Source organism: Cohnella sp. SGD-V74, assembly GCF_003001675.1.
GTDB lineage: Bacteria > Bacillota > Bacilli > Paenibacillales > Paenibacillaceae > Cohnella.
Map to the genome: position 1 here is coordinate 1 of NZ_PVYW01000029.1, position 23,462 is coordinate 23,462.

Genomic DNA, 23,462 nt, shown 5'->3' on the forward strand with positions numbered 1-23,462 from the left:
GGATTTTTTATATAATCGCCATGAAAAACACTTATATTATTACATATATAGCTAATTGTAGTTATTTTCGCGTGAAGTTTTATGCAACGCTAGTGCGCTGAGCGGGCTTATTCGCATGGGCTAAGGCCGGATGCGGGAGTTACGCTCGCTCGGCGGGCTTGTTGGCCAGGTATGCCCTTACTGTATGGGATAGCCCCTTCGTTTAATTCGCGTAATGGAACAGATGAGCCTTTACCTTTTCGACTTCCGCGGGTGTCCGGTGTATGCTGACGACCTCGTTCACATCGAACTTGTTCCCGTCCGGATCATAGAAGACGAAATTGATCCCGCAGCTGTCCCGGTCCGCAAGGTCCTCTACCTTCACTCCGTTCGATTGCAGACGGTCGTACAGCCGCTCGATTTCCCGCACCTCGAACGTAAACCGGAACATCTCATAGCCCGCTTTGTTCGGGAACTGGTTATCGATATCCCCTTCCGTTTCCACCAGGTGCAGCCACTGTCCGTCCGCAAGCTTCAAAATCGCCTGGGATTCCGCCGGGTTGAACGGCACCGCGTACTCCAGTCCGAAATTACGCTGCCACCACTCCGCAGACTTTACGGGTTGTCTTACCGGCACGTACACCGAACAAATTCCTTTTAACCCATTGGCCGACCATTCTCTCGATCCGTCCGACATTCCTATCATCCCTTCTCGTTTGAATTGCCTTCACGCTCGAATAAACGTGCGAAACGAAAAAAATCAAACAGGAGCTTGAAATTTATTTTTGCGTGACCTGAAACCGATTGCCGTCCGGGTCCGTGAACGTAAAATGCAGCCTTCCGTCGATGTGCGCCAATCGGGAGAGACGTATTCCGACTCTGGACAACCCGAGGTACGCCTTGATCATGCTCTCCGGGTCGCGCCTGTGAAAAGCATCGACCAACGCGTCGAACCGAATGGGATCTGGAAGAGAGACTCCGGGAACGAGCCAGTCCGAAGATACGTCTTGAGCCATGTTCCTCAGCCTCCGGCGAGCGCGTCCGAGAGCGACTTGAACCGCTCCGTCTCTCATTCCGATAAGGTCCGCCGTTTCCTTGGCCGTAAAATCGAAAACGTCCATAAGCAGCAAAATAACGGCCAGTCTGGGCGGCAGTCGCTCAGCCAGCATCTCCAGCAGCTCCCTGGCGGACAGGGAGGCATCCGAAGCGCCCGCTTCCTCGTCCGGAACCAGTGGGACCGTCCGGATCCGCCGCTTCCTTCGGCTATCGATCCAGGTATTTCGGACAATACGATAAAGAAAGGCCTTCGTAATCGGCCTATCCGGTTGCTTGCTCAGCGCCTGGCCGAGCTTGAGCCAAGCCTCCTGCGCCAAATCCTCAGCATCCTGCGGGTTGCCCGCGATCCGAGTGCTATAACGAAATATAATCGGCTGCCAGTTCATCCTTTTTCTTTCTGCGCGCGTGGACGAATTTCCTTTTTTAACGTAAAGGTATCTCGGCAAGCCGCGCCCTGCCATCAGACGAACCTCCGAACCTCGCCTAGCCGAAGATCTCCCGCACCTCGTCGGCAACCGAGCGAAGAGGCTGCCCGATCAGTTGGAACAAATCGTCGGATACAAAATTCATGTCGGAATACGGCAGCATCCGGTAGATGTCGTTACGATAGTCCGGATCTGTGCGGTGGACGACCGTTCGACCCGTCGCATCCGTAATCGCCCTCGCCAGCTCGTCCAGATTCCAAGTCCGTCTCGGAGTCAGCTCGTAGGTTTGGCACTCGTGCCCTTCCTCCGTCAGGACGATTGCGGCCGCGCGGGCCAAATCGTGACGAGAAACCGTATTAAAGCTCCAATTTCCGGGAGGGCTGACCAAAATCCCGCTCGCGGCCGCTTCCCGAATCCCGAGAAAACGAACGATATCCATGTAATAGGCGTTCCTCAGAAAGGTATAGGGGATACCCGATTCCCTTATGGCCTCCTCCGTATCCCGGTGAAGCTTGTGAGCGGGCAGCCTCCCCCTCTCCAACGCACAGATACTGGTGTAGACGATGTGCCGGATGCCGGCTTGGCGGGCGGCTTCGATCACGGAGAGATGCTGGCGGAGGCGGACGGTTTCGTCCGTGGACGGGGAAGATACCATCAGCAGCTTGTCGGCGCCGCGAAAAGACGGCTCCAGGGATTCCGGAACGTCGTAGTCCCCATAACGGACGTCCAGTTCGCCGGGCCCCCGCCCCTCTGCGGCGGCAGGCCTCCTGACGCTGACGATCACATCCTGCGCTTGGCAGCGCAGCAGCAACTGCTTCAGAATCAAACCTCCCAATTTACCGGTCGAACCCGTCAAAGCGATTTTCATGAATAAATCCTCCCATCGATAAAATAGTTAAATATTTAACTAAATAGGCAAAAAGGAGCCGTTACTCCTTCTTCCGCCGCACTTTACGCAAGAGCGACATCAGCAGCTCTATCTCTTCCTCGTCCAGGCCGTTCATCCGCTCGGAGACGACGGCCCGGTTGCCAGGCAGCACGTCCAGCAGCAGCTTCTCCCCGCTCTCGGTCAGCAAGACTCTGCGCTTGCGCCCGTCTTGCGGGTCCGCGGCGCTCCGAGTAAACCCTTGCTGTTCCAGCGGGATGAGCAGAACGCTAATGTTGGCCTTCGTCACCCCGATTCTCGCGGCCAGAACGGAGGGAAGAATGGAGCCTCCCGCCTTGGCGATCTCAACCAGAATGCGGATTCGCGCTCCGTTCAACCCAAGCGAGGACCAATATTTCTCCGAAACGCCAACCAACTCCGCCGTCGTATCCACGATAGCGAAGAAAGCTTCCACCTCCAGCGGCTGCCGGGACACGTAACGCTGTAGAACATCCATTTTCCGATCCCTCGTAAATTGTTTAATGTTTAACTACTTTCAGTTTATGACGACTTAGCGCAGTCTGTCAACTTGCTAAATTTCCATATTTTTAAAAATTATGTTGGAATTTCATTTTATATCATGATAGCATTCGAACTGCATTCAATCCTAACAAAGAATGGAGATTAAATACATGCAGCTTACAGTCGAAACCCTTCCGCCCTATCGCATTGCCTATGTACGTCAGGTCGGCCCTTACGGTCCCGCCAATGCTCAAGCTATGGAGAGGCTGAAGAAGTGGGCAGAACAAAGAAATCTGCTCACCGATTCGGCCGTTCTATTCGGCATACCGCAAGATCACCCAGCTGCGACTCCGCCTGAAAACTGCAGGTACGATGCGTGCATCGTCCTGTCCGAAGCGGACCCGATCGATGACGCGGTTAGCGAAGGCTTCTTCCCCGGAGGAAGCTATGCGATATGCCGAATCGAACATACAGTGGAGGAGATTAAGGAAGCATGGGCCGCTATTTTCCCGGCTTTGCAGAGCGGCGGTTACCGGATGGACGACAAACCGATTGTCGAAAGGTACACCGGCGAGCTGCTTAGAGCCGAGCTTTGCGAACTGTGCGTACCGATTAAGCCTCTGTCATAGAAACGGATGCCCGCCGTCAACGGCTCCTCGCACCGAGATAAACAGCGAAAGCCGCCCTCCCCTGGTTACGGGGGCAGGCGGCTTTCGGTTAACGCTTAGTTTGGTCGATCTCAGTTCAGCTCAGCAACACTAGCGGCTACCTGCTCTATCTCGCCCTTGCTTAATGATTCGTCGCTCGAGCTGATCGTGACGGTGCGATCGCCCGCCTTGAAGCTGAGCAGCGGCGTATCGGACGGGGTGTACCACTTGCCCTGTACGCCGTTGGCCAGGGTGACCGTCGTCCCCTCATACTCATAGGAATAGTCTCTCGGCGATACGTTGACGAGCATGTGATCGAACACCAGGTTAACCCCATCTCCTGTGACGACCGCTTTCTGATAAGCGTCGCCGCTAGCCATTCGAGTCGGCGCATAGGCTGTCTCGAACCCTTCGAACGCGGAGAACGCTTCGAGGATCTCCTTGATTTGAGCATCGCTGTACGACACTTCCGCTCCTTCTCCGGCAACCGGCGCAGTATCAGGAACGTTCGTCTCGATGGCGATGCTCTCTCCGGGGTAAGCTCCGTTGCGGAGCAAATTCGTGCCCGCATACGCGCCTGCCGCCCCGACTACGGTCAACCCAACTACCATCAGCGTTACGACGGATTTTCTCATCTTCGTTTTCATCTTATCTTCTTCTCCTTTGTAATAGCAGGTTTGATAATCCCACTATAAAGCGGAGTTATTTCAAAGAAATATCCGGGTTGTATCGAATTTGTATCCTGTTCGATTTTTTTTCAAAATAAGCAATTTCGCTTCGGTTAATTTCTATTTTTTCGAATCCGTTACCCCTTTATGATAAGTAAAAACAAAAAGCGCCCATGAAGAGCGCGGGGAGATAGGCTGAATTGAAACCTCTCGTTCAACTGCTGCATTTCGGATACCATCAGGCGATGAGCTGCATTTTCCCGGTAGCGATCTTCGGAACTCTAGCTCTGTCTAACGCAGTGCAAGTGCCGTTCATTCCTCGTTACGACGCCATTCTGCTTGTCTTGCTCGGCGTGCAATACCTCATGTACCGAAGCGGATTGGAGACGCGCGACGAAATCAAAGTGATCTGCCTGTTCCACCTGATCGGCTTGGCGCTCGAGTTGTATAAGGTCAATATGGGGTCGTGGTCGTACCCCGAACCGGCGTATACGAAGCTGCTCGGCGTCCCGCTCTACAGCGGCTTTATGTATGCCAGCGTGGCAAGCTTCATGTGCCAGGTGTGGCGGAGACTGCGGATGGACATGACGGGCTGGCCCGGATTTCTGCCTTCGATGCTGCTGGGCGGTGCGATCTACCTGAACTTTTTCACCCATCATTTTATTCCCGATTTTCGTTGGTGGCTGAAGGGCCTCGTGCTTATCGTATTCTGGAAAACGTGGATCATCTACCGGGTGCGGAGCACCACCTATAGAATGCCCTTGACGCTTGCTTTTATCATTGTGGGCTTCTTCATCTGGTTGGCCGAAAATATCTCGACTTTCTTCAACGCCTGGAAGTACCCTGACCAGCACCAAGCTTGGCGGCTGGTCAGCTTCAGCAAGATCAGTTCGTGGTTCCTTCTGGTCATCATCAGCGTCATCATCGTGGCCCAGCTTAAGTACGTAAAGGCGAATCGAACAGCGAACCGATCGTAACGGGCGAATTAGGACAGCAGCTCACGATCGTTATTGCAGCCGCTCCGATAATCGTTCGGTCGTCTCCTGCTTACCCCGGCATTTCCTCCAGCAGCGCGCCCAGCCGGTCGAGATTCTGCTCATTGCCTTCCACGCAGTACGCCTTGGCTTGCTCGTACTCCTCCGCAAGCTTGAATTGCTGGCGGAAAACGACGCGGGTGCGTCCTCCCACATCCTCGAAGGTCGCCGTGACCCGGAATTCGTGGCCGGTCAGATGATCGAGCACGATCCTCTCTTGAGGCACGATCTCGACAAAGACGTTGCGGTTCGGATAATCCGTGCCGTCCGGTCCGTGCATGGTGTACTGCCACTCGCCTCCTGGCCGGATATCGCACTGATGAAACGTATTCGTGAAGCCGTGCGGCCCCCACCAACGAGCCAGCAGCTCGGGGGTTGTCCAGGCTCGAAACGTCTGCTCCAGCGGAACGTTGAATACGCGCGAGGCTGCAATCTCATTTTCGCCTGCCGTCATTGTCCTTCCTCCCCTGACAGCACCTTGCCCAACGTATCCAGCATAAGACCTGTGCCGTGTTCGCGCACTTCCGGCGTGTCGTGTCCGTCGAAGAAAGCTCCTTGCTCGGTGAAAATCAACTTCGTGCCTTCCTGCACCGAAATCAGTTCGACCGTCGTGATCGAGACGGAGATGCGCACAGCGTCCGCATCCAGCGTGTACGTGAATACGATGCGCTGGTCCGGCACAAGCTCCTGATAGACGGCGTCGAACGTGAAGACCGGACCTTCCGGCGGTCCGCCGCTGCTGTACTCGCGCCCGCCGACCCGAAAGTCCAAAGTCTCCGGCGGCGAGAACCACTTGGCCTTGATACCAACGTCGGCCCACGCTTGATACACCCGCTCCGGCGATACCGGATACGTCCGCTCGATCACGAAAGTCGCATGTTTAACAAATCGTTCGCTCATCATTTTTCCTCCTCATGTGTCGACCTTCCGCTCTCTTCGGCCAGAAGGCCTCCCAAAGAATCCAAATATCGTCCCCAACTCGTCTGCCTCTCGATGACCGGCTTCTCCAATTCTATCCTCATTGCCTGGAGAAGGCTTGTGAAATCTTCGACGGTCAACGGCGCCTTGCCTTGCATCCGCTTCGAGACATGTCCCAGCTGTTCCAACCTTTTTTGCTGCAATCTGATCTGTTCTTTGATCCGGTCGATCTGCAGTTCGACGATCTCCAGCGGAGTGATTCGTCCCTCAGTCAAGACCGACGCGATCTCCTCGAGCGACAACCCCAGCTCCTTAAGCGATACGATCTCGTGCAGGCGGGCCAAGTCCGATTCGTTGTACAGCCTATGCCCGGACTCCGTCTGTCCCGATGGAGAGAACAACCCGATCTGATCGTAGAACCTCAAGGTTCGTACGGTTAAGCCCGTCAGCCGGGCGAGGTCCCCGACCTTCCAATGCTTCTTCATTGATCATCTCCGTTCTTTGGCGCATGCGATTTACCGGTAGCTTTATTATAAAACCTTACGTTACGTAAGGTTCAAGCATTAAATTTTACGCATGCCGAATACCCGCCTAAAGCCGCAAAAGGACGGATAGCCGATATGGGTACCACATCCTTCCATTTTCATGTATAATGTTGTTATTTTCTGTCGATTCACAGGGGATTGACGAAGCTTCGAAAATTCATATCAGTTACGGAGAGGTGCACGGATTGAAAAAGGCGTTGTCGGTACTCTTATTAGTCAGTATGCTTCTTACGGCTTGTTTTGGCGGAAATGCAACAGAAGTTCAACCTTCCAAGGCCCCTGCGGAGAGCATCAAGGCCTCGGCGGAAACCGCCGTTCCGACAAGCGGCACGACCGTTCTCGATCTCAAGAAGAAGTACGGCTCCGATCGGGACAAGGCGCTAATGCCTTTGTACAACGTGCCTCGGGACAAAGTATTCGAGTTTAAGTTCAACAGCGACGTATGGGGCGAGCCGGACGTCATCACCGTCCATACGGATATTAAAGCGGAAGAGAAAAGCCGGATTCTGACCTCCGTCTTTCCCAAGGACTTTCAAGAAAACGCGAACACGCTTGAGGTTAAGCCGAACGGCGGCGTGTTGACCGCTTCCCAGCACTTGAACGGATACGAGGGCTGGGGCAATGCCCCGATCTACTACATCCGAATCAATTATGATATGGATGCGACGACTCCGACCAAGCTGGAGAAGCCGATTATCGTGCCGTTCACCGTCAAGTCCGAGGTCGAGGTTCCGAACCTTAAAGCCGACGTCGACACCGACGGCCGCTTCAAATTGACTTGGAACGAAGTAGAGGGCGCAACCGAATATAAAATTTACCAGCGCAGCAAAATCGTCCTGCTGGAGACGACGAATTTGCCGGTCACGGGAGCGGAGGAAGCTTATATCGGACCCGGGCCGCTGCTGGAAGCCACCGTCACGGGAACCGAGTTCGACGACTTCCTGGACGACGGCGACGGCGGCCTGATTAAAGGCAGCGACGGCAGAGTGACCGCGCAAAATCAGGGCGTTAACGGCGAGTACTACGTGACGGCGGTCAAAGACGGCAAAGAGTCCGTATTCAGCAACGCTGCAAGCACGGTGCCGCTGTCCTCGCAGCTGCCGAAAGAGCTTGATGGAGACAACGATATTTTCCATACGACGTTCGATAGCGTCTCCTCTTTGCCTGCCAAAGTCGACGTCACCTTCATTGACGGGTCCACGGCTGCGCGAGACGTCGTGTACGACACCAACGTAACGATCCAGTCCTTCGGCAGCACGGAAATTCCCGCCTCGATCAAAGGCACAGCCCTGAAAGGCAGCGTCTATGTCGAGAAGCTGACGGAAGCCGATCTTCAAGCACTGGCCGAAGCTCAGCCTGCGGACGGCTCGGCCGGGTTGGTCGCGCCTGAGAATGCAACCGACTACGTCCCCAGCCCCGACGTGCCTACCGTGATCGAGGGCCCTTCCTCCGATGCGGAGAACAGCGTGGAGGAAGCGCAGAGGGCCAACACGGAGCAAAAAGTCGAGGAAGGCAACCAGGCCGCAGTGCCTGTCCCCGAGGTGATCGAAGACGTCAAGCTCAACGCGGATACGGCGCTCGAAGAGTATTTGGCGATCAGCATGATCGCCGTTCAAGACAGCATTTCGTTGAAGGCTTTCCCCGAAGCCCAGAACTTCGAGACGATCACCGACGTCTTGCAGGAGGTCATGTATCAGAATCCGCTCGTCATCGGTCTGAAGGGCTGGAGATACGACTACCGCTCCCTGACGCTGAAGCTGAATTACGAGGAGTCCGCGGACTCGATCAAGCAGAAGCAGAAGGAGGTTCTTGCCGAAGCCAACAAGATCGTCGCCGAGATTCTGAAGCCGGAGATGTCGGAAGAACAGAAGTACCAAGCGATTTACGATTACCTGAACGACAACACCCAGTACGACGATGCCGCGCTCGAGAACGCGGAGGCCAACGATTTCCGCAAGGTCGATCCCGAGTTCAACGACTCGTTCACGACTTACGGCATTATGGTCAAGAAGGTCGGCGTATGCGCATCGTATGCTTCTGTATACAAGATGCTCAGCGATCTGGCCGGACTGGAAACGATCGTCGTCACCGGCAATATGGACGGCGTTCCCCATGCCTGGAACAAGGTCAAGCTCGCCAACGGCTGGGTTCACGTCGACTCGACGAACAACGCCGCCAACAGCGGCATTCCTTATCTGCTGTTCTACTCCAGCGACGAGATCGCGGAGTCTTTGAACTTCACGCTGTCCAAGGAATTCTGGACGGATGCGGAGCTTTCGAACTTCGTGTCGGCGGACGGTTCCAAGGATTATTACGTCGCGAACGGTCTGGAAGCCAAGTCGTCCTCCGACTTCGGCTCCGCGCTGTCCAAGCAAGTGAAGGCCGGCAGCACGCAGATCGTGATCCGGCTGGCCGCCAAGATCGACCGGAGCGATCTGGTGGAAGAGGCGTTGAAAGTGATCGATGAGCTTCCGGAGGAACAGCAAGAACGAGCCACGATGGGCAGCTTGAGCAATTACGTGATCGTTGGCCTGTAATTTCCGAACAATAGATTGCGAGAGAGGTGCTCCCCGCACGGGGCAGGCGGACAAGCTTGCTTCCGTATGGGGAGCCTTTTCATATCCGAAAATGAACCTCCTCTCCGATTGCGACAATATGTAGGTGAATGGCCATTCAGGAGGGAGAAGGGACTTGGACATCGATGAGTTGATCGAGCTCGTGAAACTGCATGGGAAGTCGATTTACGGTTTTTGCTGCAAGCTGACAGGAAACAGGGCGGATGCGGACGATTTGTATCAGGAAACTTTTCTGAAGGCCGTGGAGCTGCGGTTCAAGATGGACTCGTCCCGCAATCCGAAAGCTTATCTCATATCGATTGCCGTGCTGCTGCACAAAAATCATCGACGCAAGCTTGCCTGGAGGCAAAAAATCGCGCCCACAGCCGATCTTGGCGAAGCGGCGGATCGGTTCGCCTCCCTCGCAAGCGAAGCAACGCCAGAGGATGCCGTGCTGTCGCTTGAGCTGCGCGCCATGATTCGGGAAGCCGCTCACCGGCTGAACGATAAGCTGAAGCTTCCCCTCTATATGTACTATACAGCCGACATGACGATCGAGGAGATTGCTTCAGTGCTGAGAATTCCTCCTGGAACCGTGAAGAGCAGGCTGCATAAGGCTCGCGAGAATATGAGAAAGGTATTGGAGGCTGATTCCCTATGAAAGACGAGGATTGGGATCGACTGCTCAGACAATCTTTGGCTGATGCGGCAGAACCCGGCGAAGAGTTGAATGAAAGCCTCATCCGTCAATTAAAGGAGCGTAATGAAATGAAGCCTAAATATAAGAAGAGATTATCCGTAGGGCTGTTAGCTGCCGTATTGTTGCTGGTCCTGTCCGTATCGGCCTATGCGGCAAACCAACTGTTCAGCGCCAAGCAGGTCGCGGAGCGATTGGGAGACCGGATGCTGGCCGAAGCATTCGAAAGCAAGGATGCGGTTCAGATCAATCAATCAAAAGCGTCCGGAGACTATCGTTTTACGCTGCACGGCCTCGTCTCGGGAGCAGGTCTTAGCGAGTTCCGCCAGTCTTCGGAGGAGCTCTACCCAGACAGGACGTATGCGGTCGTATCTATTGCCAGACAGGACGGCAAGCCGATGCCGAATACCGCCGATGCCGAATACGGGCTGGATCTGTTCTTCGTGTCCCCGTTGATTAAAGGCCAGAAGCCGTGGCAGGTTAACATCTTCACGATGAACGGCGGATATGGCGAGACCGTTATCGACGGCGTAACTTACAGGATGATCGAGTGCGATCAGGTGGAAATATTTGCGGATAGGGGCGTGTACTTGGCGATTGCCAGCGGCACCGCATTCTTCAGCAATAAGGCGTTCGGATATGACGAAGCTACCGGCGAAGTCTACTCCAAGGAAGACTATTCGGGGGCTTCGCTGCTGTTCGATCTCCCTCTCGACCCGGCCAAAGCGGACCGCGCCAAGGCAGACGCTTATTTGGACGGCTTGTTGAATCCGTCGCCTGCACCCGATTCAAGAGATACCGAAGGCCTCGTCGATACGGTTGAAAACAAAGGGATAGCCCTGATCCAAAATGTACAAGCCAAAATGCGCGCCGAAGAGAGAATCGGGGAGACCATTCCGGAATCCATCCAAGAAATGACCTCCAACGGTTCGGGAAAACTCAAGTATTCCTATGACGGCTGGAGCGCAACGATCTCTCCGGACGAATATTTCGCCGAAGATCAGGTCGGATTCTCCGAGAAATTCTCCATCAGCGGGAAAGACGACGTCTACAAGGCGGTGCTGTTCCACAAGGAGGAGAACGGCGTAATTACCGGCAGAATCGTTATTCTGGATTAACCCGTCAACCGCCGGTCCGGCTTGTGCGACAACACCTCCGAACGGAACCGGCATTATCGGGCGAAAAATGCCCCTATACGATTGGCAAGCGGATAGGCTTGCTTTCGTATGGGGCGTTTTCTAGAAGTTTTGGGCGGGTAAGAGAAAATCTATCATTTCCTTGTTGATCACTTCGGCTTTCTCGCTGTTCAACGTGTGTCCGGCATCCTCGACAATCTTGTAAGGAAGCCGATAATGGTCATAGAACTTTAGCATGGGCGATTGATAGGCAACGGGGTCGTATTTTCCGATCATGAAGATTAGCCTGTCTTTCAGCGAGAGCAGATCCTCCGGGGCAAACTCCGCAATTTTGCGCTTCGGCGGGATGCTGTACTTCAAAATATAGACGAAGTGAGTTAACAGCTCTTTGTTCACTTCGGGATCGAACTTCGGCCCGCTCAGCTTTTTCAGCAGACGAATCGCGGACTTTTCGCCCGGAAAGAGCATCTCGGGGAAAAATACCGACAAAGACTTCAGCGTGCTCCATCTGGAAACCCAACCCTTTACCGGGAAAGCTCCGGCCATGCCGACCAGCTTAAGCACCCTCTCTGGACGATGGATCGCATATCCGAGGATCAAAGTGACTCCGTGCGATACGCCCGCCATATGGGCTTTCTCCATCTCCAGGGCTTCCAGCAAGTCATCGATCCATAGGACGGAATCAAATTTTTTAGCATAGCTGTCGTTAGGAATGCTTTTACCCGGACCTCCAAGCGTATCGATAGCGATTACGTGAAAGCGGGTAGAGAGAATTTTCATATTATGTATCCACATGATGGCCGAATTATCCCCGATTCCGTGAAAGAGCAGAAGCGGAGGATTGCTTGTCTCGCCTGCGGTTATGATATGCGTATCGCCGAAACGGGTATCAATCGCCCGTTCCTCGTAAGGCACGTCCCACGCCTGAAGCAGCTTGTCATAGGACTCCAACAATAGTCTCTTGCCTTCAGCGCTCCTGAAGGTTTTAGCCACAGAGTCATCCTCCTTGATCGTGAACGGATCTGGATTGCAGACCAAACCATAGATCCGACCAGAACGATCGAATCCATTCCTCCTTGATTTGGGGAACGGTGTGCATCCATGTCAACAAACCGTCGCGCATGGACCGGAAGGACATCACCAATCGAGCCGGCGAGTCCTTGCGAACGATCCCCTCTTCGATCGCTATTGCAAAAAGTTTAATGAGCTCTTCATGGAAAAATCGATCCCGAAGGGTCAAGTCGGCGATCACTTCTTCGCGAAGATGGGGAGGAGGAAACAGAACGATCTGTGTCCATAGAGCGGCAAACTCCGTATTGCGATGGTAATAGAGGATGTATCCTCTAAATATCCAAAACAATCGTTCGCCGGTCGGCAGTTCGTTCGACTCTTCGAACAAAGCTTGGTTCAGCCTCTCGTAGTCGGAGGCCGCCTCGCGGTATACCGCAAGGAACAGCTGATCCTTCCCCTCGTAATGCGAGTAAAGCGAAGCCTTATTGATCCCCACTCCCCCCGCGATGTCTCCCATCGAAGTACCCTCGTAACCTTTTACAGCGAATAACGACCTTGCTACTGATGTAATTTTTTGTTTTGTCGAAGCCACTTCATCACCCTCATTACTACCGACCGGTCGGTAGTTTTATCGTAAACGGATTTCCTCATTTTGTCAATCCGCAGACTGTGACATTCGCCTATATGCTGAATAGATTATTTCTCGGGATGGAGCATGATATCGATCTGTTCGTACACTTTGTCGGAGTTGTACAGATCGCGCCAGCCTTCCTTGATCATCGCCTTGCGTCCGTATTCGATCGCCACCAGGCAAGCGTCCGAGAACGGGTTCACCTTCTCGAACACAATGCCGAGCTGGATGTTGATATGCCCGAGCATGAAATCTTTGGCCGCTTCGTAGGGAACGCCCCTGCTTACCGCTTCTTCCATCGCTTCTCCCAATACCGTCACCATCATGGAACTGATCGTCTCCGCCATGGTCGGCTCCAGCATCGCCATCTGTTCCACCGTAATGCGATGGGATCGCATGACAGGCGCATACATCTCCCGGGCGACGAGTTCTCCCTTGGCATAGTCCTCTTCGGGGCCCTGCATGAGCGCACATACGATTGCTTGCTTCGCGGCCACGCCGCCGAAGAAATCGCGCTTCGCTTCGGGCGTCACCTCGTCATTGAATACCGGAGGATGGCAAGGATGCGCCACAAAGTAGGTCACGTCGTCGCGCTTCGGCAGCTTGCCTAAATAAGCGGCGGCCGGGTCGAGCACCATCAGTACCGCTCCTGTCTTCATATCCGGTACGACGGAGGCGGACACTTGGCCGATCGCCACGTCCGGAACCGCCAGAATGACGACGTCCGCCTCGCCAACGGCTTCTTGCTGCGGCGTCGGCTCCAGGCCTCGCTGTGCCAGATTTTGTTTTCCGCGCTCGCTTACCTCTACGTAATAAACGGAATTCGAGCCCTTCATCAAGTTGTCCGTAATTCTGCAGCCCATTTTACCGCCTGCGCCGATCAATGCAATTTTTAGCATCTTGTTTGCCTCCCTTAAGTGATCACCCCTACTTTATCATCAGATATTCATTTTGTATACAATTTGTATTTACTTTGATTGACCCTTGATTTATACTCGACTCAAATCCTCTGTGGAGTGTGACTGTCGATGCAGCTTGGCTTAAGCACCTATACTTTGACTTGGTCGATCGGCGTTCCCGGCTATTCGTCCCCCGCGGACCCGGTCGATGCGATCGAGTTGGTGCGAATCACCCGGCAAGCCGGACTGGGTTTATTGCAGATCGCCGATAATCTGCCGCTTCATGTCTTCAGCGATCAAGAGCTTATCGATCTTAGAGACGCCGCACTGGAGAACGACGTGCAGATCGAGGTCGGCACGCGCGGAACCGATCCCGCGCATCTGCTGGATTATCTGCGGATCGCCCAACGACTGGACGCTAAGCTGTGCCGTACGTTGATTACGCAACCAAGTATTCAGGGAGCCCGAGAGCATTTGCGAGCCGTTCTCCCAGCCTTTCAAGAAGCGGGGGTCGTTATCGGCATCGAAAATCACGGCCTGCACACGACGCGCCAACTGGTCGAACTCTTCACCGAGCTCGATAGTCCGTACGTCGGCTGCTGCATGGATACCGTCAATTCCTTCAGCGCCTTGAACAGCCCCGATGAAGTCATTCGCGACTTGACGCCTTATTTGGTGAACCTGCATATTAAGGATTTCGAAATTACCCGCGTCGACCATCAGATGGGCTTTGTCGTATTGGGTCAACCCGCCGGATATGGTAAATTAAATATACCGGAGCTCGTCGCTCGCATTGAGCGATTGCAGCGTCATCCAACCGCCATTCTGGAGCTATGGACGCCTTATACTCGCACGATTGAGGAGACTGTCCGACTTGAACGGGAATGGCTGGAGAAGAGTCTGGCATACTTGAAATCCATCCACGGTTTTGAATAGGAGCGCCTATGTCCAATTCGTCGGTCACACTTAAGGAAAGAGCATACGAGATCATTCGCGAGCGCATTATTAGCGGAGAATTGAAACCCGGAGACGTGCTGACCGAGCGAACGCTGGTCGAGATGCTCGGCATGAGCAGAACGCCGATCCGAGCCGCCCTGGAGCGTCTCGACGCCAACGGACTGGCGAAGTATACGCCGAACAAGGGACTTATCGTCAACGAAATGTCTTTGCAGAAAGTGATCGATCTCTACGACTTTCGCATTGCAATGGAGAGCTTCGTCGTGCGCAAATTAAGCGCGCAGCATTGGAATGAGGAAGACGTGACCTGGTTCGAGGAAAATCTGAGGCAGCAGGAGCGTTCTATGCGGGAGCAGGATTACGAGGCGTTCACGCAAGCCGATTGGCAGTTCCACCGCAATCTCGCCGCCGTGCTGGGCAACGCGGAGATTCTGCAGGCGATGGATCAATTGCAGGACAAGCTCTACTTAACGGCGCTTAAGGTGCTGCGCAAAGATCGTTCGCGCATTCAAGTCTCTTATGAGGATCATGTGCGCTTGTTCCAAGAGATTCGCAGCGGCAACGCGCAGTTAGCCGTATCGGGCATCGAGCGTCATCTGGAGTACGGCAAGCAGATATTGGTCTTGTAGCAACTGCACAGAAAATCAAAAAATCGCCCTCCGCCTGGCCTGGAAAGCCAAGTGGAGGGCGATCGGCGTTACCGCTCTGTTACAAGATTTCGCGCAAATCCTGAACTTCGCGCAGCACGAGTTCCTTCGCTTCCGCCGCGTCGTCCACGTCGAGGACGGCTGTCGCAAGGCTGCCCAGGCGATCCCGGTGAAGCCGCTCCAACAGCCAGCGCGCACGGGTGACCGCTCCGGCGCTCATGCTGAACTCGTCGAGCCCCATGCCGAGCAGGACGGGGAGGGCTAGCGGATGACCGGCCATCTCGCCGCATATGCCGACCCACTTGCCCTGTTCGTGCGCCGCGCGGATGACCCGATCGACGAGCCGCAATACGGCGGGATGGAACGGGTCGGACAGCGTCGACAGCTTCGGGTTCATCCGGTCCGCCGCCATCGCATACTGCACAAGATCGTTCGTACCAATGCTGAAGAAGTCGACCTCGCGCGCGAAACGGTCGGCCATCATTGCCGCCGCCGGAATTTCGATCATGATGCCGGTTTCCATCTCCGGATTGAACGGGATGCCCTGCCCCGACAGTTCCCGCTTCGCCTCCTCCAGCAACGCCTTCGCCGCACGCCATTCCCGCAGCGTCGCGATCATCGGAAACATCGCTTTCACATTGCCATGCGCGCTGGCTCGCAGAATGGCGCGAAGCTGCGTCTTGAACATCTCTGGACGATCCAGGCTAATCCGGATAGCCCGATAGCCGAGGAACGGATTGTCCTCCTTCTCAAGCTCAAGCAGCGGCAGTTCCTTATCGCCGCCGATATCCATCGTGCGGATGACGACGGGCGCGTCCGCGCCGAATGTCTCTGCGACCTCCCGATACGCTTCGTACTGCTCGTCTTCGGAAGGCAGCGCGTCCCGCCCCATGAACAGGAACTCGGTACGGAACAACCCGACGCCCTCCGCGCCCTTGCGCTTCGCTTCCTCCGCGTCCGCCGCGGAGCCGATGTTGGCGACCAGCTCGACTCGCACGCCGTCAGCGCTGACGGACGGACGATCGCGGTACGCCTCGTAAGCCGCTTGCCTTCCGCTGTCCGCTTCGCGCCGGGCTTCGTAGTCGGCCAGAACGGCCGCGTCCGGATTGACAAGGACAACTCCGTTCCCTCCGTCCACGACGATGAGCTGCCCGTCCCTGACGGTCATTAGGTCGGCGCCGATGCCCACCACCGCCGGAAATCCGCCCGAGCGGGCAATGATCGCCGAGTGGGACGTCGCGCCTCCAACGGCTGTCGCGAAGCCGGCGACGGCGGATGCGTCCAGCCCGGCCGTCTCCGAAGGCGTCAAATCCTCAGCTATCAGAATCATGCGCCCTTCAGAAGAAGCGCCTTCGTCTGCCCTCTCTTCCGCACCGTCAGACTGCTCGCCGCGCAGCAACCGGGCAATCCGGCGGCCGACATCAAGCACGTCCGCCGATCGCTCGCGCAAATACGGGTCGTCCAGCGCTCCGAGCACTTCCGCCACTTCCTGCGCCGTTTCGAGAATCGCGGAAGCCGCCTCATACGATTCGGCGACGATCTTCTCGCGGGCGGCGCCGACCAGCTCTTCGTCTTCCAGTAGGAACGCATGCGCTTCGAAAATCTCCGCTTCGTGCGTCTTGCCTTCTCCGAGCAGCTTAGCGCGAATCGCTTCCAGCTCTGTCGCCGCCGACGCGACGGCCGCATCGAATCGAGCGGCCTCTGCTTCCGCCTGCGCCGGATCGATCTTGCGAATCTCGGACGATTCCGTCTCCGCGCGGAGCACCTTCGCGTACCCGATCGCGATGCCGGAAGAGGCCGACGTTCCGTTTAACCTCGCGCCCATATCAGTGGCTTTCCTGCGAGACGAGCACCGCGCCGATGGCGTCGATCGCCGCTTCGGCCCCGTCTCCTTCCGCGACGACCGCGACGCTGTCGCCCTGCTTCGCGCCGACCGACAACACCTTCACCAGGCTCTTCGCGCTAAATCGGTTGCCAGCCTTCTCCAGGAACACGTCTCCTGCGAAAGCTTTTGCCGCCTCGACGATTTTGCGCGCCGGGCGCGCGTGAATGCCCGTCGGATTTTCCACCGTGAACGTTTTTTGCATAGCTATCGTGCCTCCCCCGAATAAGTTCAAATTCTGTCCTTGATCTGATCCTTGAGCCGCTCGGATTGCGTTCCGAAGATGGCCTGCACCGCGCCCTTGCCAAGCCGGATGACGCCGGATGCCCCGAGCCTCTTCAGCTCCGCGTCGTCGACCGCCGCATCGTCCTTCACGACGAGCCGCAGCCGGGTAATGCAAGCATCGATCGTCTCGATGTTGCCCGGACCGCCCAGCGCCGCAAGCACCTGACCCGGCTTATCGTCGTTCGTGAGCAGGCCCTTCTTGCCTTCCGACGCTTGGCCGTCGATCACCAGCTCTCCGTCTTCCCGTCCTGGCGTCTTCAGGTTAAACGCGGAGATGATGACCCTGAACAACACGTAGTAGACGAGCGCGAACCCGGCGCCAATCGGAAGAATGAGCAAGGGCTTCGTCGCCAGCGGATAGTTGATTGCGTAATCCAGGAACCCGGCGGAGAAACCGAAGCCGTGCTTGATTTCGAGCGTAGCCATCAACCAGCCGGAGACGCCGGCCAAGATCGCATGGACGACGTACAGGGCCGGCGCGACGAACATGAACGCGAACTCCAGCGGCTCGGTGATCCCGGTCAAGAACGAAGCGAATGCCGCTCCGACGAAGATCGAAGAGACGAGCTTGCGCTTCTCCGGCTTGGCCGAATGGATAATCGCGAACGCGGCGGCCGGCAGCGCGAACATCATCATCGGGAAGAACCCGGTCATGAACAGACCCGCCGATTTGTCGCCCGCAAAAAACCGGTGCAGGTCTCCGTACACCACCTTACCCGCTTCATCGGTGAAGCTGCCGATCTGGAACCAGGCGATCGAGTTAATGACATGGTGCAGGCCGAACGGAATAAGCAGCCGGTTGGCGGTCATGTAGATGAAGGCGCCGATGCCGCCCAGACCGACGACCCAGTTGCCGAATTCGTCCAGCGCGTTCTGCACCGGACCCCAGATCAAGCCGAACAGCAGGCCGATGATGACCATGGCGAACGAGGTGACGATCGGGACGAACCGTTTGCCGGCGAAAAATCCGAGCCAGTCCGGCAGCTTGATCTGATGGAACCGGTTGTACATGAAGGAAGCGACCAGGCCTGCCAAAATCCCTCCGAGCACGCCCATGTCCAGCTTCATGTCTTTGCCGACGATGCCTGTGAACGCGACCGGCACTTTCTCCAGCACGTTCAGCAGAACGAGATGCGCGATAACGGCCGCAAGCGTTGCCACGGCGTCGCCGACCATGCCGATGGCGATCCCGATCGCGAAGATCAGCGGCAAGTTGTCGAATATGGCCGAGCCGCCGGCAGCGAGAAACGGCGCAATATAATGGTTGAGCCATTCCCCGAACGAGCCCCAACCGAAATCCTTCACGTAATCGATATTGCCGAAGCGAAGCAGCAGCGCCGCGGCCGGCAGGGCGGCGACGGGCAGCATTAACGACTTCCCTATTTTTTGCAAGAACGCCAGCATAATATTTCTCCTTCGCCTTTATTTTGCCGATTTGAGATGAACGGTCATAATCGCCGCGGCCTGCGCGATTGTGTCCCCGTAGACGCTGTCCACGCCTTCCGCGAGATCTTCGCTGGCGACGACGATCGGCGTCACGGCGGAGTAACCCGCTTCGCGAATACGGTCCAGATCGACCTCGATCAGCGGCTGCCCTTGCTTCACGCTGTCACCGGTTTTGACCAGCGGCTTGAACCCTTCGCCCTTCATTTCCACCGTGTTGATACCGACGTGAATAAGCAATTCGAGTCCCGAGCCGTGCTCCACGATCACGGCATGCCCGGTATCGATCAGATGTCCGATCTTCCCGTCGAACGGAGCCATGACGATCCCCGACGTCGGCACGATAGCCGCGCCTGGTCCCATGAAGCCCTGAGAGAACGCCTCATCCGGCACTTCTGTCAGCGAAACGACTTTTCCCGAAAGCGGCGCGGCGATCTCCACCGTCTTCGCCTTTGCCTTGTCATTGCCGAATAGTTTTCCCAACATCTCGTTTATCCACCTCTCGCGTGTAATTTCCTATCGTGACCTCTTACTTCTCGTAGGTCTGAACGAAACGATTCAGCGCCATCGCCAAATATCCCGCTTCATCCTCGATATCCCCCGTGTACCCGAGCGCATCCGCCGCTTGGCGCATCGATTCCGAAGCAATGCCGTACTCGTTCGGATAGGTCTCGCGGATATGCGTCCTTAGCGGGTTATCGGGCCTGCGGTCTTCCGCCAGCGATTCGAACGCTTCGCGCACATGGGCGACAAGCCTGAAGTAACTCCGACTATCCCTCGAAACGACGATGCCGAGCCCTCTCTCAACCCGCTCCACCGTATCGTTAATGGCTGCCGCCAACATCGCCAGCCTGCCGACCGGCGTCGTCACGGCTGCAGAACGAACGTGCAGCGCGAGAAATCCCGTCTCGTCTTCCGGCACATTGATCCGCAGCTTGTTCTCGATCATCTCCGCGGCGATGCCCGCGATCTCGAACTCCAGCGGGAAACCCAGCTTCGTCTCGATCAGGAACGGGTTATCGATCGCCATTCCGTTGCGCAGCCGGTATACCGCGAATTGAATGTGATTCGGGAGCGCAAAGTACACTTTGGGATGGACGGGCGTGCCCAATCTTTCCTTCATCATCTCGATGATCCGGTCCGATACTTCGATCACGTCGGGATCGAGTTCGTCGACGAGCGACTCGTACCGTTCCATCGGCTCTCCTTCGTCAAGCTTGTATCTCCGCTCGATCCGGGCGTCGTCTTTCCGGATGAACTCCGTGCCTTTGCAGGCGAACCCGAGTCCCTTGCCGAACAGAACGTATTCTTTGGAGCTTACCGGATCGACGGTCAGAACGACATTGTTGCCGACGATCTTCTCCACTCGCATGCTGCCGTTCGACGTCAATCCCATCCCTCCCTGTAAGGTTAGATTGCCCAGCTGAACGACGATCACCCCGACAGCAACGAAAAAAGCCGGGAAAAGGCGCCAACCCCCTGATAGGGTCAGAACCTGTTCCCGGCTCATGCCTGCAATCGCAGTAACACGCCGATGTCTTAATCGAATTCAAATATATAAAAAGATAACGTTTTCGTCAATGGGTAACTTTTGTCTTGCTCTTTTAACATACACCGCGAATAACTACAAGAAAAAGTAAAACCCCACCCAAAGGTTCCTAGGCCCGTGGGGTTTCACGTTCCTGGACTTGAAGGGACATCCCATCCAAGCCAATTGTATGGACCGAGTGTTCGCGCACTCGGCGCTCCCGTAGTTCAACTGTCCGTTCTCCAATATTGCTCGTAAATCCGACGCAGCTTCTCCGAAGGCTGAAGACCGAGCTCTTGAAACAGCATTCCCGTATAGCGCTCATAAGAACTATGGAGGGACTGCCAATCGCCCATGCTTCCGAGAACCGTCAGCAGCAGCAGATTCGCCTCTTCGTCGAATTCATTGCGGGCTGCCAATCTTCTCGCGATTCGTGCCGCTTCCCGGTACTGTTGCCGATCCAGCAGCCGCTTGACGAGAGGCTTGGCGAAGGAATCGTATGCGATCCCTAACCGTTCGCGTTCGGCGGCCGCCCACACGTAAGACTTGTCCTCGAACAGTTCGCCTGCATACCGCTTCTCCCAATCCAGGCCTTCCGCTTCGGTCGTCGTCTCGGATAAACCCTCCATGCCTTGCTCGAATTGAATAAAATCGACGTCCATGTGATTCAAGTCTGCGCGATACTGTTCCGACGTGGACAGGATCGCCTCTTTAAACCCGTGCAACGCCAACGCTTTTCTGAGCTGATAAACCGCTGTATTAAGATAGATTTCCGCGTTCTTAAGCGGCATGTCCGGGAAAATATCCTCTACAATGCGGGCTCTGGTTACGCTTCGGCCCCGATGAACGAGCAAATAGGCGAATAGCTCGGCGCTTTTCTTGGACGTCCATTTCACCTCTCCCGCTTGCCGGCTGAACACTTCGAAGGAACCCAGTCCTCGGACCGTCAGGCGTTGGGGGACTTGACCGTCCGCAGCTCCGACAGAAGCGCCTCGTCTGCTGGCCGCTCTGGCGATCGTCTGCTCCAATCGTTTGCCGGAAATCGGCTTAACCATATAGTCCAGAGGATACACGTCGTAGGCAGGCATCGCATATTCCGCATGGGACGTCGTAAACACGATGTCCGCGTCGGCGCATAGCGTACGCAAGCTCCGGGCCAGCTCCAACCCGTTGTCCGCTCCGATCTGAATGTCCAGGAAAGCGAGATCCACTGGATTGTCCCGAACGAAATCAAGAGCCTCCGCCGCATTCCGGAAGCTCCCGGCCAACTCTACGCCTTCCGCCTTCGATAGCAGCCGCTTCATGGCGAGCAGCATGACAGGCTCATCGTCGACAACGAGAACTCTCATCCGTCCGTCCCGCTCCTCATCGTAAAGTGAAATACGCTGCCTTGCCCGGGTCGGCTTTCCGCCCACAGCTTCCCGCCGCTTCGCTCTACGAACTGGCGGCTGACGAGCAGCCCAAGACCCGACCCCTTCTCCCCTGAGGTGCCCGGCGACGAGTTCAGCGGCTCCTCGAATAGCCGCATAACATGCTCCTCTTCCATCCCTATCCCGTTATCGCGGACAGAGATCGTTGCCCATTCGCCGGATACCTTGGCATCCACGCAAACGGCTCCCTCTGCTTCCGTAAATTTGATGGCGTTGGATAACAGGTTGCGAAGAATCAGTCCCAGTGCTTCCCGGTCCGCGTACACGCGAGTGCCGACAGGGACCGCGCTCTCCACGCTAATACGCTTAGCCGCACTTTGAGAATACAGCACATGGCAGCATTCCTCCGCGACATCGGATAATTCCAGCCATTGCGGACGAAGCGCCATATCCTCCCGCTGGCTGCGAAACCACTCCAGCAAATTATTCGTCATTCCCAGCGTCTGACGGATCTGCTCGCCCAGCATCCCGATGATTTCCCGATGCTCCTCGTCGAGCCGGTCTCTATCCTCTTCCAACATGGCGATCAGTTGATACTGCGACGCCAGAGGACTGCGAATATCGTGGGATACGATCGTAAACAATTGATCTTTTAACCGGTTCAGATGCGCAATCTGCTCGAGATGCTTCTCTTTCTCCGTAATATCCACGATGAGAGAAACGCTCCCTTGCGTTCGCAAACGATAGACGGGAGACACGTGTACGCTGTAAATCTTCCTCTCTCCATCCAACCAAGCCTCGACCTCGACTCGGCCCTCTTTCATAGATTCGCACAATTGATGCCACTCCGGCCAAGGCTCCAACAGCTCCCTCACATCCCGACCGGAAATCGCCGCATGCCCCATCTGGGCGAACCACTGGGAAGCTCGTTTGTTGCTGTCGATGATTTTTCCGGAGGCATTCGTGATGACTACGCTTTCCTGAAGAGTATCGAGAACGATGGTTCTGGCAAAAGGAAGAATCGCGAAAAACTTAATCCTTAGAGTAATAACCAACATCAACGTTCCTGTAAATCCGCAGTAGACCGACAGCGGAAGCAGCCAGGACGACCAATCGGGTTCCATGAGTTTGGCGATCTCGAGAACGAACGGGAACGTACTCAGAAACAGCACCCACATCCCCGGCTTGCGAAAATCGTTGCGGATATTCCGCACGTATTGAAACAGAAAATAAAGACACGCTGCGATTATGCCGCAGCAAACAAGGCTGAACGAGATGGAATACACGGTCCTTGCCGTGGCCAAGTGGCCGTCAACAAGATCGACGGAATGATAGATGACGTGCAGCTCGAAATCGAACCAGGACAGCAGAGACCAGAGCACGAATATCGAGAACAGCATAACCTTCCATCTGAGCTTGATCAGCTTCTCCCGACCGACCAAATGATAGACGAAGAGAAGAATGAAAGGCACCATTAAATTCAGCGCCGTACTCTGAATATGGCGAAAAAACAGCTTATCAGTTAATAAATAGCTGCTCTTCTCCATGATGATGCTGCTGGAGTAGATCATGCGGCAGACGATCACGCCGATGAGGTAGCTGACTCCTCGCTCTTTCCTGTACCCGTATATGAAAAATAAAATGATGCCAGATAGGACTACCGATGCAGTCATAAGAACAAGCTCTGCAGTGGGATTCATGTTTTCAGTATACCTGACATTTCACCAATCGACAAAAAAAGAGACTGGCCTGCAACGTCATT

At 55.5% G+C, this 23,462-nt stretch carries 25 protein-coding genes; 7 read left to right on the forward strand and 18 right to left on the reverse strand.

The window, feature by feature from the left end:
- Positions 1 to 202: 202 nt before the first annotated feature.
- From B0G52_RS31670 to B0G52_RS31685, 4 genes are all read right to left on the reverse strand, one after another.
- Positions 203 to 676: a VOC family protein gene (locus B0G52_RS31670; RefSeq protein WP_094050440.1), complete on the reverse strand. Its 474-nt coding sequence runs from the start codon at positions 674 to 676 to the stop codon at positions 203 to 205.
- An 82-nt stretch (positions 677 to 758) separates the two neighbouring features.
- Positions 759 to 1,421, reverse strand: a complete 663-nt coding sequence (locus tag B0G52_RS31675; RefSeq protein ID WP_198960767.1) for an RNA polymerase sigma factor — start codon at positions 1,419 to 1,421, stop codon at positions 759 to 761.
- A gap of 97 nt (positions 1,422 to 1,518) precedes the next feature.
- Positions 1,519 to 2,328, reverse strand: coding sequence for an NAD(P)H-binding protein (locus B0G52_RS31680; RefSeq protein WP_094050442.1), 810 nt, complete (start codon positions 2,326 to 2,328; stop codon positions 1,519 to 1,521).
- Between the two features lie 61 nt (positions 2,329 to 2,389).
- Positions 2,390 to 2,842 carry a MarR family winged helix-turn-helix transcriptional regulator gene (locus B0G52_RS31685; protein ID WP_094050443.1) on the reverse strand — a complete coding sequence of 151 codons (453 nt, stop codon included), beginning with the start codon at positions 2,840 to 2,842 and terminating at the stop codon, positions 2,390 to 2,392.
- 175 nt (positions 2,843 to 3,017) lie between these two features.
- Between B0G52_RS31685 and B0G52_RS31690 the strand changes: the two genes are divergently transcribed.
- Positions 3,018 to 3,476 (forward strand): AraC family transcriptional regulator, encoded by a 459-nt coding sequence (locus B0G52_RS31690; RefSeq protein ID WP_094050444.1) that lies wholly within the window; start codon positions 3,018 to 3,020, stop codon positions 3,474 to 3,476.
- 110 nt (positions 3,477 to 3,586) lie between these two features.
- Here the strand turns inward: B0G52_RS31690 and B0G52_RS31695 are convergent, their stop codons facing one another.
- Positions 3,587 to 4,141: a hypothetical protein gene (locus tag B0G52_RS31695; protein WP_106359420.1), complete on the reverse strand. Its 555-nt coding sequence runs from the start codon at positions 4,139 to 4,141 to the stop codon at positions 3,587 to 3,589.
- 221 nt (positions 4,142 to 4,362) lie between these two features.
- Between B0G52_RS31695 and B0G52_RS31700 the strand changes: the two genes are divergently transcribed.
- Positions 4,363 to 5,139, forward strand: coding sequence for a DUF817 domain-containing protein (locus B0G52_RS31700; RefSeq protein ID WP_094050445.1), 777 nt, complete (start codon positions 4,363 to 4,365; stop codon positions 5,137 to 5,139).
- A gap of 70 nt (positions 5,140 to 5,209) precedes the next feature.
- Here the strand turns inward: B0G52_RS31700 and B0G52_RS31705 are convergent, their stop codons facing one another.
- From B0G52_RS31705 to B0G52_RS31715, 3 genes are read right to left on the reverse strand one after another with little or no spacing between them, the layout of a single operon-like run.
- Entirely contained in the window at positions 5,210 to 5,650 is a 441-nt protein-coding gene (locus tag B0G52_RS31705; protein WP_094050446.1) for an SRPBCC family protein, read from the reverse strand.
- Positions 5,647 to 6,096 (reverse strand): SRPBCC family protein, encoded by a 450-nt coding sequence (locus tag B0G52_RS31710; protein WP_094050447.1) that lies wholly within the window; start codon positions 6,094 to 6,096, stop codon positions 5,647 to 5,649. Before B0G52_RS31710 ends, B0G52_RS31705 begins: the two co-directional genes overlap by 4 nt.
- Positions 6,096 to 6,599: a MerR family transcriptional regulator gene (locus B0G52_RS31715; RefSeq protein ID WP_094050448.1), complete on the reverse strand. Its 504-nt coding sequence runs from the start codon at positions 6,597 to 6,599 to the stop codon at positions 6,096 to 6,098. Before B0G52_RS31715 ends, B0G52_RS31710 begins: the two co-directional genes overlap by 1 nt.
- A 245-nt stretch (positions 6,600 to 6,844) precedes the next feature.
- On the opposite strand from B0G52_RS31715, the gene B0G52_RS31720 reads away from it, so the two are divergent.
- The 3 genes from B0G52_RS31720 to B0G52_RS31730 all read left to right on the forward strand — a co-directional run bounded on the left by B0G52_RS31720 (position 6,845) and on the right by B0G52_RS31730 (position 11,029).
- Positions 6,845 to 9,196, forward strand: a complete 2,352-nt coding sequence (locus B0G52_RS31720; RefSeq protein WP_158223968.1) for a transglutaminase domain-containing protein — start codon at positions 6,845 to 6,847, stop codon at positions 9,194 to 9,196.
- Between the two features lie 154 nt (positions 9,197 to 9,350).
- A complete protein-coding gene (locus B0G52_RS31725) occupies positions 9,351 to 9,875 on the forward strand; it encodes an RNA polymerase sigma factor (protein ID WP_094050450.1) in 525 nt (174 codons plus the stop codon).
- Between the two features lie 107 nt (positions 9,876 to 9,982).
- The gene (locus B0G52_RS31730; RefSeq protein WP_198960768.1) at positions 9,983 to 11,029 is read left to right on the forward strand and encodes a hypothetical protein; all 1,047 of its coding nucleotides are present in this window, start codon (positions 9,983 to 9,985) and stop codon (positions 11,027 to 11,029) included.
- 120 nt (positions 11,030 to 11,149) lie between these two features.
- Here B0G52_RS31730 and B0G52_RS31735 read toward each other — a convergent pair whose 3' ends face one another.
- The 3 genes from B0G52_RS31735 to B0G52_RS31745 form a co-directional block, all read right to left on the reverse strand.
- Positions 11,150 to 12,040, reverse strand: coding sequence for an alpha/beta fold hydrolase (locus tag B0G52_RS31735; RefSeq protein WP_094050452.1), 891 nt, complete (start codon positions 12,038 to 12,040; stop codon positions 11,150 to 11,152).
- Between the two features lie 4 nt (positions 12,041 to 12,044).
- Positions 12,045 to 12,650: a TetR/AcrR family transcriptional regulator gene (locus B0G52_RS31740; protein WP_094050453.1), complete on the reverse strand. Its 606-nt coding sequence runs from the start codon at positions 12,648 to 12,650 to the stop codon at positions 12,045 to 12,047.
- Between the two features lie 104 nt (positions 12,651 to 12,754).
- The gene (locus B0G52_RS31745; protein WP_094050454.1) at positions 12,755 to 13,588 is read right to left on the reverse strand and encodes a phosphogluconate dehydrogenase C-terminal domain-containing protein; all 834 of its coding nucleotides are present in this window, start codon (positions 13,586 to 13,588) and stop codon (positions 12,755 to 12,757) included.
- A 129-nt stretch (positions 13,589 to 13,717) separates the two neighbouring features.
- Between B0G52_RS31745 and B0G52_RS31750 the strand changes: the two genes are divergently transcribed.
- Together B0G52_RS31750 and B0G52_RS31755 are read left to right on the forward strand one after the other, a co-directional pair.
- Positions 13,718 to 14,524 (forward strand): sugar phosphate isomerase/epimerase family protein, encoded by an 807-nt coding sequence (locus B0G52_RS31750; protein ID WP_094050455.1) that lies wholly within the window; start codon positions 13,718 to 13,720, stop codon positions 14,522 to 14,524.
- Positions 14,525 to 14,532: 8 nt separating this feature from the next.
- Entirely contained in the window at positions 14,533 to 15,174 is a 642-nt protein-coding gene (locus tag B0G52_RS31755; RefSeq protein WP_094050456.1) for a GntR family transcriptional regulator, read from the forward strand.
- A gap of 79 nt (positions 15,175 to 15,253) precedes the next feature.
- Here B0G52_RS31755 and ptsP read toward each other — a convergent pair whose 3' ends face one another.
- The 7 genes from ptsP to B0G52_RS31790 form a co-directional block, all read right to left on the reverse strand.
- Positions 15,254 to 17,017, reverse strand: coding sequence for a phosphoenolpyruvate--protein phosphotransferase (ptsP, locus tag B0G52_RS31760; RefSeq protein WP_094050457.1), 1,764 nt, complete (start codon positions 17,015 to 17,017; stop codon positions 15,254 to 15,256).
- A 1-nt stretch (position 17,018) separates the two neighbouring features.
- The gene (locus B0G52_RS31765; RefSeq protein ID WP_094050458.1) at positions 17,019 to 17,279 is read right to left on the reverse strand and encodes an HPr family phosphocarrier protein; all 261 of its coding nucleotides are present in this window, start codon (positions 17,277 to 17,279) and stop codon (positions 17,019 to 17,021) included.
- Between the two features lie 26 nt (positions 17,280 to 17,305).
- Complete coding sequence (locus tag B0G52_RS31770; RefSeq protein ID WP_094050459.1) at positions 17,306 to 18,763, reverse strand: PTS transporter subunit EIIC; 1,458 nt, start codon at positions 18,761 to 18,763, stop codon at positions 17,306 to 17,308.
- Positions 18,764 to 18,781: 18 nt separating this feature from the next.
- Positions 18,782 to 19,288 carry a PTS sugar transporter subunit IIA gene (locus B0G52_RS31775; protein WP_094050460.1) on the reverse strand — a complete coding sequence of 169 codons (507 nt, stop codon included), beginning with the start codon at positions 19,286 to 19,288 and terminating at the stop codon, positions 18,782 to 18,784.
- A gap of 43 nt (positions 19,289 to 19,331) precedes the next feature.
- A complete protein-coding gene (locus B0G52_RS31780; protein ID WP_233163263.1) occupies positions 19,332 to 20,192 on the reverse strand; it encodes a PRD domain-containing protein in 861 nt (286 codons plus the stop codon).
- Between the two features lie 365 nt (positions 20,193 to 20,557).
- The gene (locus B0G52_RS31785; RefSeq protein WP_094050461.1) at positions 20,558 to 21,679 is read right to left on the reverse strand and encodes a response regulator; all 1,122 of its coding nucleotides are present in this window, start codon (positions 21,677 to 21,679) and stop codon (positions 20,558 to 20,560) included.
- The gene (locus tag B0G52_RS31790) at positions 21,676 to 23,373 is read right to left on the reverse strand and encodes a sensor histidine kinase (protein WP_158223969.1); all 1,698 of its coding nucleotides are present in this window, start codon (positions 23,371 to 23,373) and stop codon (positions 21,676 to 21,678) included. The genes B0G52_RS31785 and B0G52_RS31790 overlap by 4 nt, the downstream gene beginning before the upstream one ends.
- Positions 23,374 to 23,462 lie beyond the last annotated feature (89 nt).